General features: G+C 71.8%; 8 protein-coding genes. 3 read left to right on the top strand and 5 right to left on the bottom strand.

What is annotated here, in order from left to right; genetic code table 11:
* Window positions 1–40: 40 nt before the first annotated feature.
* Window positions 41–1,711 carry a cytochrome bc1 complex cytochrome b subunit gene (qcrB, locus tag ABD978_RS38635; RefSeq protein WP_345365734.1) on the top strand — a complete coding sequence of 557 codons (1,671 nt, stop codon included), beginning with the start codon at window positions 41–43 and terminating at the stop codon, window positions 1,709–1,711.
* Between the two features lie 45 nt (window positions 1,712–1,756).
* On the opposite strand, the gene ABD978_RS38630 is transcribed toward qcrB, so the two are convergent.
* The 3 genes from ABD978_RS38630 to ABD978_RS38620 are packed head-to-tail and all read right to left on the bottom strand — an operon-like array spanning window position 1,757 to window position 6,217.
* The gene (locus ABD978_RS38630; RefSeq protein ID WP_345365732.1) at window positions 1,757–4,024 is read right to left on the bottom strand and encodes a WD40 repeat domain-containing serine/threonine protein kinase; all 2,268 of its coding nucleotides are present in this window, start codon (window positions 4,022–4,024) and stop codon (window positions 1,757–1,759) included.
* 40 nt (window positions 4,025–4,064) lie between these two features.
* A complete protein-coding gene (locus ABD978_RS38625) occupies window positions 4,065–5,387 on the bottom strand; it encodes a dihydrolipoyl dehydrogenase family protein (protein WP_345365730.1) in 1,323 nt (440 codons plus the stop codon).
* 14 nt (window positions 5,388–5,401) lie between these two features.
* Window positions 5,402–6,217 carry a trypsin-like serine peptidase gene (locus tag ABD978_RS38620; protein ID WP_345365728.1) on the bottom strand — a complete coding sequence of 272 codons (816 nt, stop codon included), beginning with the start codon at window positions 6,215–6,217 and terminating at the stop codon, window positions 5,402–5,404.
* A 223-nt stretch (window positions 6,218–6,440) separates the two neighbouring features.
* Here ABD978_RS38620 and ABD978_RS38615 point away from each other — a divergent pair, with 223 nt between their 5' ends.
* The gene (locus ABD978_RS38615) at window positions 6,441–7,784 is read left to right on the top strand and encodes a 6-phospho-beta-glucosidase (protein ID WP_345365726.1); all 1,344 of its coding nucleotides are present in this window, start codon (window positions 6,441–6,443) and stop codon (window positions 7,782–7,784) included.
* Window positions 7,785–7,981: 197 nt separating this feature from the next.
* Complete coding sequence (locus ABD978_RS38610) at window positions 7,982–8,875, top strand: S1 family peptidase (RefSeq protein ID WP_345365724.1); 894 nt, start codon at window positions 7,982–7,984, stop codon at window positions 8,873–8,875.
* A 1-nt stretch (window position 8,876) separates the two neighbouring features.
* On the opposite strand, the gene ABD978_RS38605 is transcribed toward ABD978_RS38610, so the two are convergent.
* On the bottom strand, window positions 8,877–10,424 hold the full coding sequence (locus ABD978_RS38605) for a SagB/ThcOx family dehydrogenase (RefSeq protein ID WP_345365722.1): 1,548 nt from the start codon (window positions 10,422–10,424) through the stop codon (window positions 8,877–8,879).
* 141 nt (window positions 10,425–10,565) lie between these two features.
* Window positions 10,566–11,192 carry a sulfotransferase family protein gene (locus ABD978_RS38600; protein WP_345365719.1) on the bottom strand — a complete coding sequence of 209 codons (627 nt, stop codon included), beginning with the start codon at window positions 11,190–11,192 and terminating at the stop codon, window positions 10,566–10,568.
* Window positions 11,193–11,431 lie beyond the last annotated feature (239 nt).

Here is an 11,431-nt window from a genome sequence, read left to right as displayed (position 1 = left end):
TGCCGAGGCGGTCGGGGGGCCGCCAGAGCGGAGTGCGGCGATGGCGACTGTGCCGAAACCACTGTCCAAGACGGGCCGCGCGGTCGATGAACGCGTCGGCGGCGCCCGTTTCCTTTCAAAAGCCTTGAAGAAGGTCTTTCCCGATCACTGGACCTTCCTGCTCGGCGAAGTCGCGATGTACTCGTTCTTCATCATCGTCGCGACCGGCATCTTTTTGACCTTGTTCTTCAAACCGAGCATGCACGACGTCGTCTACAACGGCCGGTACCTGCCGCTGCGCGGCCTGACGATGAGCGAGGCGTACGAGTCCACGCTCCACATCAGCTTCGACGTGCGCGGCGGGCTGCTGATGCGGCAGATCCACCACTGGGCGACGATCGTGTTCCTCGCGGCCATCGTCGCCCACATGCTGCGCAACTTCTTCACCGGAGCGTTCCGCAAGCCGCGGGAGATCAACTGGCTGATCGGCGTGACGCTGTTCCTCCTCGCCATCCTGAACGGGCTGTTCGGCTACTCGCTGCCGGACGACCTGCTGTCCGGCACCGGCATCCGGATCCTCGAGGGCGTGCTGCTGAGCATTCCGCTCGTCGGGTCGTACCTGTCGATGTGGCTGTTCGGCGGTGAGTTCCCCGGAAACGTCATCATCCCGCGGCTCTTCACCATCCACGTCCTGCTGATCCCGGGCATCCTCATGGCGCTGATCCCGCTGCACGGGGTGATCCTCACCTGGCGGCAGACGCACACGCAGTTCCCCGGGAAGGGCCGCACCAATCGCAACGTCATCGGCAAGCCGATGTGGCCGGTCTTCTTCGCCAAGACCACGGCGTTCTTCCTGTGGGTCTTCGGGTTCATCGCGCTGCTCGCGACGTTCTTCCAGATCAACCCGGTCTGGCTGTTCGGCCCGTACGACCCGGCGAGCATCAGCGCGGGATCCCAGCCGGACTGGTACATGGGCTTCCTGGAGGGCTCGCTGCGGCTCATGCCGAGCTGGGAGATCAACGCGTGGGGGCACACGCTCGCGATGAACGTCATCGTCCCGGCGCTGGTCGTGCCGGGCGTGCTGTTCACCGGACTGGCGGTGTACCCCTTCCTCGAACGCTGGGTCACCGGCGACTACGAGATCCACCATCTCCTCGACCGGCCGCGCGACGTGCCCGTCCGTACCGGCATCGGCATGGCGGGCGTCATCTTCTACGGCCTGCTGTGGCTGGCCGGCGGCAACGACATCATCGCCAAGACCTTCGAGATCCCGCTGTTCACGACCACGTGGATCTTCCGGATCTCGGTGATCGTCGGGCCGATCCTCGGGTTCCTCATCGCGCGGCGGATGTGCCTCGGCCTGCAGCACCGTGAACGGCACATGCTCGAGCACGGCGTGGAGACCGGCATCATCAAGCGGCTGCCCAACGGCGCGTACATCGAGGTCGAGGCCCCGGTCAGTGAGGAGGGCGCGGCGGTGGTCCTCGGCCGCCGGGTGCCCCCCGCGAAGGTGCTGCCCGGGGCGGGGCCCGACGAGCACGGCGTGCTGCCCAAGATGGCCCTCCACCCCAAGACCCGGCTGAAGATCAAGCTGAACCACGCGTTCGTGAACGTGGTCCCGTCACCGGACACCGCCTGGATCCGTACCGACGACGGCAGGGAGAAGCACGTGGCCGTCACCGGCGACGGCGAGCGCGCCCCGGCGCGGACCCCGGTCAGGCACTCCGACTGACGCGCCAGGACCTGAGGTCACGTGCAGGGAGGAGGCACGTAGAGGTCACGCGTGCCAGGACGTCACCTCCTTGCCCGAGCGTGCGTCCCACAGGACGGCGCCGTCGACATCGGCGGTGGCGACCAGGCGGCCGTCCCGGCTGATCGCCATCGCCCAGACCTGCGGCGTCGTCGTGTTCCAGGCGGTCTTCTTGCCGCCGTGCGGGACCTTCCAGACCTCGATCTGGCCATTGCTGTCGGCGGCCCCGGAGTAGGCCGGGAACGCCAGCGTCCTGCCGTCCGCGCCGAAGACGAGGGCGTTCCCCGGCGACGTCATCACGCCGGCCAGGTCGGTCCGCTTGTCGGGGTTGCGGACGTCCCAGAGCCGCACGCCGGCCTGCCCTGAGTTCGGCTCCTCAGCGACGGCGATGGTCGCTCCGTCCGGGCTCAGGGCAAAGCCCTTGCCCAGGTTCTGGTCGGCCCCCGGCCACTGGGCGACCGCGTACTTCTTCTCGACGTCCCACACCGTGATGTCACCGTCGAGGGTCATACACGCCGCTTCGGTGGTGTCCGCGCTCAACGCTCCGGACTTGCAGCTGGAATCCCTCAGGGGCATCCGGTGCCCGCCGTACTTGCGCGTCCGCACGTTCCAGACGCCCACCAGCCCCGACTCGCCGACGGCGGTGAGGGTACGGCCGTCCGGGCTGAACGCCATGGCCTCGACGTCGACCTCTTCCGTGAAGCCGTCGAGTTCGCGTAGCCCGCGACCTCTCACGTCCCAGATCCTCACGCCGCCGCCTTCCAACCCGACCGCGAGACTCCGGCCGTCCGGGCTGAAGGCCAGGGCGTCGACGGGGACCTCGCTCGCCGGATCGGCGTCGAAGGAGCCCCGTGACCGTTTCGACGCCGTCCCGTACAGCCGGACCTCGCCGTGGTCATCACCGAACGCGACCAGATCGCCGTCCGGGCTGAACGCCGTGGCCTTGAAGGCCACCGCGTGGGCGGAGGCGCTCGAGGAGCCCGCCGGGGCGCCGGCCTGTCCGCCCGACGAGTACGACGGGTTCGCGTTCATGCCGCTCGAGAGGGTGGGCGAGTGCTCGGCCATGCAGGAGTACACCACGCCCACCGCGGGGAGGGTGAGCAAGAGCGAGGTCAGGGCGCGACGCCCCCGCTGGGCGGGGGTGAGCGGCGCGCGGGGCGTGGGCACCCCGTGTGCCTGCGGCGCGGGGCGCGAGCCGCTCGGAACGATACGGGGCCGTGCGGCGACCCCGGACGCCTTGGCGGGTGTGCCAGAGCCCGAAGGGCCGGTGCCCGAGCCGGCGCCCGACGTGCCGGTGGCGGATGGGGCCGCGCTGCGGGGCCCGGTCGCGGAGGAAGCGGCCGTGGAGGGCGGGGGAGCGGTCGGCTTCGTGGCCTTCGCGGCCTTCGTGCCGGAGTGCGGCGGCGTGGCCTTGGCGGCGTCCGGCGGGGCGCTCGCCGGGCTCGGGAGGGCCGGCTGCGCGCCGTCGTCCCGGCGCAGGATCGCGTCCAGCCGTTCCGCCGTCTCCTCGGCCGTGGGGCGGCGTGCCGGGTCCTTGGTCAGCAGCGCTTTGATCAGCGGTCGCAGGGGACCGCCGTTCACGAGCGCCGGTGCGTCCTGGGTGAGGAGGGTCAGCAGGACGGTCGCGTGGTCCGGTCCCTGGAACGGCGGCCGCCCCTCGACCGCGTTGAACAGCACGGCGCCGAGCGACCACAGGTCGCCGGCGGGGCTGGCGGCGGCGTTCTCCGCCTGCTCGGGCGCCATGAACGCCGGAGTCCCCAGGACGTCGTCGAAGCCGTCGGCGCGTTCGCCGACCCGCTGCGCCACGCCGAAGTCGGTGAGCACGATCCGCCGGTCCGAGATCAGGACGTTGGCGGGCTTGAGATCCCGGTGCACGATCCCGGAGTCGTGCGCCTCCCGCAGCGCGTCCAGCACGGCGGCGCCGATCTCGGCGACCCGCCGGTACGGCAGGCGCACCTCCGTCCGGAGGATCTCGGCGAGCGGACGGCCCTTCAGCAGCTCCATGACGATGATCGGGGTGCCGTCATCGTCGATCACGTCGTGGATCGTGACGATCCCGGGATGGTTCAGCCGGGCCGTCGCCCGCGCCTCCTGCAGCGCGAGGCCACTGAGCTCGGCCCGTTCCTCTTCGTCGAGGTCGGACGAGAAGCGCACCCGTTTGATGGCGACCTCGCGGTCGAGCATCTCGTCGTGACCGCGCCAGACCGTGCCCATGCCGCCCTGACCGATCACCTCGATCAGGCGGTACCGCCCGTTGATGAGCTCCTGCTCGCCCTCCGGCGTACCGTCCACCATGATCGGTTCAGACGCGCGCCCTCCGCGCCGGGTTCCCGGCTCAGTCCTCCAGGAGCGCGGCCTCGATGGCGCGGTGGAACGTCGGGTACGCGTAGATCATGTGCCGGAGCCGCTCCACCGGCACCTCGCCGTGGACGGCGACGGCCAGCGCGCCGAGGACCTCGCCGCCGACCGGCCCGGCCGACGTCGCGCCGACCAGCACGCCGTCGTGCTCGATCAGCTTGATGAAGCCCTCCGCCCCGTGGATCCAGCCGCGCGCGGACTTCGCGAGGTCCGTCCGGTACACGCGCACGTCCATTCCCCGGTCCCGGGCCTGCTGCTCGGTCAGCCCGACCGCGCCGATCTCCGGGTCGGTGAAGGTCACGCGCGGCAGCGCCCGGTAGTCCGCGGGCGGCCCGTCCTGGCCGAGGATCTCCCGTAGGACGATCCGCGCCTGGTACACCGACACGTGCGTGAACGCGCCCTTCCCGGTGACGTCGCCGAGCGCCCACACGCCGTCGGCGGCGCGCAGCCGGTCGTCCACGTCCACGAACCGCGCGTCCTCGTCCAGGCCGACCGCCGCGACGCCCAGCGCCTTGAGGTCGGTGCGCCGGCCGGTGGCGACGAGCAGCCGTTCGGCCCGCAGGTCGTCGTTCAGGACGAACCCGTCGGCGTCGTGGCGGACCCGCTCGACCTTCGCGCCGGTCCGTACGGTGATGCCCTCGGCCTCGAAGACCTCGCGCAGCAGGTCGCCCGCCTCGGGCTCCTCCACGGAGAGGAGCCGGGGGAGGGCCTCGACCACCGTGACCCGGCTGCCGAACCGGGCGAACACCTGGGCCAGCTCCGCGCCGATCGCCCCGCCGCCCAGCACGATCAGCGACTCGGGCACCTCGGTGGCCTCGATCGCCTCCCGGTTCGTCCAGTACGGCGTGTCGCGCAGGCCGTCGATCGGCGGGATGGAGGGGGCGGTGCCGTTCGAGATGACGATGCCCTTGCGGGCGCGGAACACCCGGTCCTCGACGGTGACCTCGCCCGGACCGGTGATCCGGCCCTTGCCGCGTACGAGCGTGCCGCCCTTGCCGGTGAACCGGTCGGCCGCGACCTTGTCGTCCCAGTCGTCGGTGGCCTCGCGCAGCCGCTTCGCGACCGGGGCCCAGGAGGGCCGGACCTCCGCCTCTCCGGCCATGCCGGGGACGCGGCGGGCCTCGGCCAGCAGGTCCGCCGCGCGGATCATCATCTTGCTGGGAATGCAGCCCCAGTAGGGGCACTCGCCGCCCACCAGGCGGTCCTCGATGCCCACCACCGCGAGGCCGGCGGCGGCCAGACCACCCGCCACCTCTTCGCCGCCCGGTCCGAGCCCGATCACGATGACGTCGACGTCCATGACCCCATCGTGTGTCACTGCGGCGCGCTTTCCCGTACCGCTTCGTCGTAAAGGTGCTTCACGTCGTCGTCGAAGTAGGAGCTGTAGGAGACGTCGTCCTCGTCGCCGCCCTCGTCCCGGCCACCGATCACGCCGACGACCTTGCCCGTATGGGTGTTCGTGTCGTAGTCGGCGAGGAAGGGGCTGCCGCTGGTGCCGGGGAGGTACCCGTCGCAGGCGAAGCGCAGTTGGTAGGTGTCCTCTTTGCTCGTGGCGTTCACGCAGGTGATCGGCTTGTCGGAGCGCATCGGGTAGCCCGTGACCCGTACGACGTTGCGGAAGCCGGAGTCGATGCCGAGCGTGTTGACGCCGACGACGTCGCCGACGTTCTGGCCGTTCAGCGGGGCGACCACGGCGAAGCCGACGTCCAGGTCCTCGTCGGAGTCGTGGGCCCACCGGGTGTCGACGAGCAGCGTACGGATCTTCCAGACCCCGTACGGGGCCTTGCCGTCGTGGTAGCCGGGGACGAAGACGAGGTCGCTGGTGTAGTCACTGCCCTTGCCGCCGTGCAGGCAGTGCGCGGCGGTGATGATCAGGTTGTGGTTGGGGCTGTCGACCGTGCTCCCCGTGCAGAAGTGGGTGCCCGAGGTGTCGTGGGAGAAGATCGCTCCGACGTGGCGGCCCTCGGGAAAGGTCTTGGCGGTCGGCGTGCCCTTCGGGAGAGGAGTCGGAGGAGCACTGGTCGTCGGGGATGGGTGGGGGGTCCCGGCGGTTCGGGTCTCCGCCGCGACCTGGGGCGTCTTTCCGTGAGCCGTGGTGCAGCCGGCCAGCAGCACGGCCGACATCACCAAACACAACAATCTACGCATCGCACCCCCCTGCCGCGTTCTTTCCTTAGGGATAACTCCCGAAACTCACCGCGCCCTGGGGGCTTGCTGTGAGGTGTCTGGGTACCGCTCACCCGCCCTGCCCTCGCCCCTGATCGACCGTGACCCGTTCGTTATGAACGTTATCCGGCCGCCGAACGCCCCGCCCGGCGCTCAGGCGACCTTTACGCGAGTTAGCCTCGGGATCATGCGACTGACGATCCTCGGCGGCGGCGGGTTCCGGGTGCCGCTCGTGTACCGCGCGCTCCTGGCCGACCGTGGCAAGGGCCGCGTCACCGACGTGGTCCTGTACGACCTCGACCCCGCACGTACGGCCGTGATCCGTCAGGTCCTCGCCGAGCAGGCGGCCGGCCACCCGGACGCCCCGGCGGTCACCGCGACGACCGACCTGGACGAGGCGCTCACCGGCGCGAACTTCGTGTTCTCCGCCATCCGCGTCGGCGGGCTCGACGGCCGCGCCGCCGACGAACGGCTCGCCCTCGACGAGGGCGTGCTCGGCCAGGAGACCGTCGGCGCGGGCGGCATCGCGTACGGCCTGCGCACGGTCCCCGTCGCCGTCGACATCGCCCGCCGCGTCGCCGCGGTCGCCCCGGACGCGTGGGTCATCAACTTCACCAACCCGGCGGGCACCGTCACCGAGGCGATGTCCCGCCACCTCGGCGACCGCGTGATCGGCATCTGCGACTCACCCGTGGGCCTCGGCCGCCGCGTCGCCGCCGCGCTCGGCGTCGACGCGGGCAGTGCGTGGTTCGACTACGCCGGGCTGAACCACCTCGGCTGGCTGCGTGCCGTCCGCGTCGAGGGCCGCGACGTCCTTCCCGGGCTGCTGGCCGACGACGCGGCGCTGGCGTCGTTCGAGGAGGGCCGGCTGTTCGGCGGCGAGTGGCTGCGGGCCATCGGCGCGGTCCCCAACGAGTACCTGCACTATTACTACTTCGCCCGCGACGCGGTCGCCGCCGCCCGTACCGCCGAGCGCACCCGCGGCACGCTCGTCCGGGACCAGCAGCGCGACTTCTACGCCCGTACGCCCGACTCGCCCGGCTCCGCGCTCGAAGCGTGGGAGACCACCCGGATGGCCCGCGAGACCACCTACATGGCGGAGAACCGCGAGGCGGCCGACGCCGGCGAGCGCGAGTCCTGCGACCTGGAGTCCGGCGGATACGAGAACGTCGCGCTCGCGCTCATGCGCGCCATCGCGCACGACGAGCGCACGACCCTGATCCTCAACGTCCGGGGGCGCGGCGCCCTGCCGGGCCTGGACGACGACGCCGTCGTCGAGGTGCCGTGCCTGGTCGACGCCAACGGCGCCCGCCCGGTCGCCTGCGCGCCGCTCGCCGACCACCAGCTCGCCCTCGTCACCACGATCAAGGCCGTCGAGCGCGCCGTCCTCGAGGCCGCGACCACCGGCTCCCGCCCGGCCGCGCTGCGCGCCCTCGCCACCCACCCGCTCATCGACTCCGTGACCGTGGCCCGCCGCCTCCTGGAGCGGTACGAGGCCCGCTTCCCCGAACTGTCCTACCTGCGCGCCTAACCTCGCTCTCCGAGCTGTCCTACCTACGCGCCTGACCCGGCCCGGCCCGCCGCCGGTCGCCGGGGCGAGACCAAGATCACATTTTCAAGATCAACTTTGCCCCGGTAGCGTCCGGCGCGGGGTCGATGGCGTACGTGCCGCGCGGCCCCTTCACATCCACCCCCCTGACAGACGATGTGACGAGGAGTCAGCAGACGGTGACATCGACTCTGGCCACCCCCTCCACCGACCGGCGACGGACGTTCGCGCGCGTGCTGGCGACGGCGGCCGTGGTCGCCGGCGCCCTGGCGACCACCGGCGCCGCCGCGACCGCGGACACGACCGGCGACCCCTCGCCCAAGATCGTGGGCGGCGGGACGGCGACCCAGAACTACCCCTTCATGATCTCGCTGCAGTACACCCGCAACGGGGTCCCGAACTCCCACCGCTGCGGCGGCGCGCTGATCCGCAAGGACTGGGTGGTCACCGCCGGGCACTGCGTCACGACGATCGGCTCGGACTCGAGCACGTCCGTGCCCTGGGACCCCTCGCTCCTGCACGTCCGGGTCGGCTCCAACGACCGGACCACGGGCGGCACGGTCTCGGACATCGACAAGATCGTCGTGCACCCCGACTTCATCAACTACCCGGACAAGAGCCTCGGCAAGGACATCGCCCTCGTCCACCTCACCACCCCGCAGCCCGAGAAGACCGTTCCCCTGGACTGGAAGCTGCCCGACCCGGGCATCAAGGTCCGGGAGATCGGCTGGGGTTACACCTCCAACGAGGCGAGCGACCCCAGCCAGCTGCCGACCCAGCTGCAGCAGCTCGACACCACGGTCCTCCCGCTGAGCACGCCGAAGTGCCACGTCGACGAGAACGGCAGCGACGCGTGGGGCGCCTACCCCGGCGACGTCTGCACCGACAACCCGGAGGGCGTCCGCGGCCCCTGCGGCGGTGACTCCGGTTCGCCGCTGCTGATGCTGGTCGACGGGCGCTGGCGGCTCGAGGGCGTGGACAGCCGCGGCGTCAGCGACATCTGCGGCGGCGGCCCGGACGCCTACACCGGCGTCGGCGCCTACTACAACTGGATCAACAGCGTCATCTCGTAGTTCAGATCCGCACCCGTGTGGGCCGGCCGGGCGGACCGCCCGGCCGGCTCCGGTAGGCGGGGCTCCCGACGGAGACGGCGAGCATGCACGCCGCGCCGCTGCCGAACGCCGCCGACACGTCGTCATCGGTGAAGGTGAGGCCGGTGGCGCCGTACCCGAGGGCGAACGCCGCGAGCTGCAGGCGCCCGGCGGCCACCCCCGCCTCGAGCTGCGCGACGCGGTAACCGCGGTCGCCGTACGCCTCGAACACCCGGTCCAGGTCGGCGCACATGAAGGCGGTGAAGGCCGAGTCGCCGCCGAGCGCCTGGTTCCGGCAGAGGTACCGGCTCAGCCGGCGGACCGCGGCCTCCGGCACGGTCCGGTACGGCTCCGCCCGTCCGCCGGCCCAGTGGTACAGCCCGGATTCGACGCCCTGGACCGCGTGGACGTCGAGCTGGTGGGAGAGCAGCGTCGCCCCGGCCGGGACGGCGTCGGCGGGCAGCCGCCGGGTGGCCACCGCCATCCCCCACTCCAGTAGCTCGGCCGGCAGGACCTCCTGCCGCATCCGCCGCGTCGACCCGCGCCGCAGGATCACCGACTCGATCGGCTCCTCCGACGCCGACGCGGGCGGCTCCGCCCCGTCCCGCGCGGTCGGCGACCCGAGGCGAGCCGTCGCCCGCCAGGCCGTCACCTGTTCGGCCGTCGCCAGCTCGCCCGCCTGCTGCACCCGGCTGATCAGCGGGAACTCCAGCGGAGCGGGGGAGAGCGGAACCGCCGCCAGTCCCGGCGGCGCACACGCCTCCGCCTCCGCCTCGGTCGCCTCGCCGGGACCGCCGACGACGACCATCGCGATCGGGAACTCCGCCGTGTCTTCGATCCCGAGCCGCCGGCAGAGCGCGGAGTCCACGAAGCCCAGCAGGACGCGGGCCCGGACCCCGTACGCCTCGGCGACCGTGAGGAGGTTCGCGAGGGCCGTCCCCGCGTCCCAGTACACGTGCCGCCAGCCCCGCTCACCGTACTTCCAGGCGGTCCGCCAGGGGATCCCGGTGAGGACGAGGACCAGCGGAGCGGCCGCGACCTCGGATGCGGCGGCGGCGCCGGCCATGGCCGGGCGGCAGTCCCCCGGGGACAGCTCCTCCAGGCCGAACACGTCCGGCGCGAAGTGGTACAGGCCGGGCTCCAGCCCCTGGACGGCCCCGGCGGCGACGTACGTCTCCACCGGATGCCGGTTGCCGGCGGACGGCGCGGTGCGGAACCAGATGTCCAGATCCTGGACGACGGTGCGCCGCGTCACCCCCGTGGCGAAGAACAGCAGCCGGGCGAGGAACTCCAGGTCCACGCCGGTCTGTCCGGCCGGCACCCGTCCGGACAGCGCCGCGACCGCCGGCGCCCCGCCGGGCGGAAGGTCCGCGGGAAGGTCCCGGACCGGTGCGCCGGGATAGCGCTTGAACGGGTGCGGCCGGTTCTGCGGATCCGACGGAACGAACCCGGGGAAGCCCGGCCGCGGCGGCCGTCCGGAGCCGAAGCCGGTGGCCTCGTGGTAGAGCCGGGAGATCTCGCCGTCGCTCATCTGCGCTGTATACCTCAACCGGCCCGGTCGTACGCGGGAAACCGGCGCACGGTGGGCCTGCTCGCGGTCACGCGCCGGCCGGCACTCCCGCGTTGGAGAGGATCTCGCGCGCCGGCAGGGCGGTGTTCCGCGCGGGACGCCTCACCGTCCTTCCCGCTGGGCGACCCGTTCGGCGAATTCCTGACGGTCGTTGGTGCGCGGGAACGCCTCACCGGGAACGGGCACCCCGAGGAAGTCGCACAGCGGCCCCCAGCCCTGCCTGACGCGGAACTCCAGCAGCCGGTCGGCCGGGACCTCGCGGCGTACCGCGTCGTTGTGCTCGGTGAACACCGCCATCGCGTGCTCGGGGTCCTCGAACCGGCCGCCGAAGTCGCCGTCCCACACCAGCCGTTGCACGAACCGCCGCCGTCGTGCGCCGAGCGGATCGGCCGGGTGGATCGCCGTGGCGCGGAAGATGCTCTCGCGGGCGCTCTCGTACCAGCTTCTCGGGTCGCGGACGGTGAGGATCACCCTGGCCTCGGGGTAGTGCTCGACGAGCTGCCGCCAGAACGCGACCCCGGGCCAGTCGGTGGTCGCGCGGTAGCCGCGGTAGACCTCGTCCCAGTCCGGGCCGCCGTCCTCGAGCACCCGCGTCCACCGGTCGATCTGCTCCGGATCGTCGATGAGCACGGTCATGTGGTGGCAGGGCCCGAACCCGAGCCGCTCCAGCGCCAGCTTCAACGACAGCGTCCCGGTACGCCCGAACCCGGCCCCGATGACCTCCAACACGATGATCCCTCCAAAATCACCGCCCGGTGGAGGTCATCCCCGTACGGATCCCCTCAAACCCGCACGAGGCGCCGTACGCGATGAGCAGGACCGGGACGGTTCCGGCGCCGAACCCGGTGAGCCGGGTGAGGATCGGGGTGAAGTAGCTGAACGCGGAGAACGTCGCGCCGATGACGAACGCAGCTGCGAGACGAGTTGCGCGGCCTCAACACGAGCAGGCTCGTCAAGCACTGCGCTCA

The organism is Actinoallomurus liliacearum, assembly GCF_039542035.1.
GTDB lineage: Bacteria > Actinomycetota > Actinomycetes > Streptosporangiales > Streptosporangiaceae > Actinoallomurus > Actinoallomurus liliacearum.
Note: the sequence above shows the minus strand (reverse complement) of the source record. Positions and strands in the feature narration are given on the sequence as shown.

What these genes read in the sequence shown, in the direction of transcription:
- qcrB (WP_345365734.1), top strand. Translation starts at nt 41, where the DNA reads ATGGCGACTGTGCCGAAACCACTGTCCAAGACGGGCCGCGCGGTCGAT.
- ABD978_RS38630 (WP_345365732.1), bottom strand. Translation starts at nt 4,024, where the DNA reads ATGGTGGACGGTACGCCGGAGGGCGAGCAGGAGCTCATCAACGGGCGG.
- ABD978_RS38625 (WP_345365730.1), bottom strand. Translation starts at nt 5,387, where the DNA reads ATGGACGTCGACGTCATCGTGATCGGGCTCGGACCGGGCGGCGAAGAG.
- ABD978_RS38615 (WP_345365726.1), top strand. Translation starts at nt 6,441, where the DNA reads ATGCGACTGACGATCCTCGGCGGCGGCGGGTTCCGGGTGCCGCTCGTG.
- ABD978_RS38605 (WP_345365722.1), bottom strand. Translation starts at nt 10,424, where the DNA reads ATGAGCGACGGCGAGATCTCCCGGCTCTACCACGAGGCCACCGGCTTC.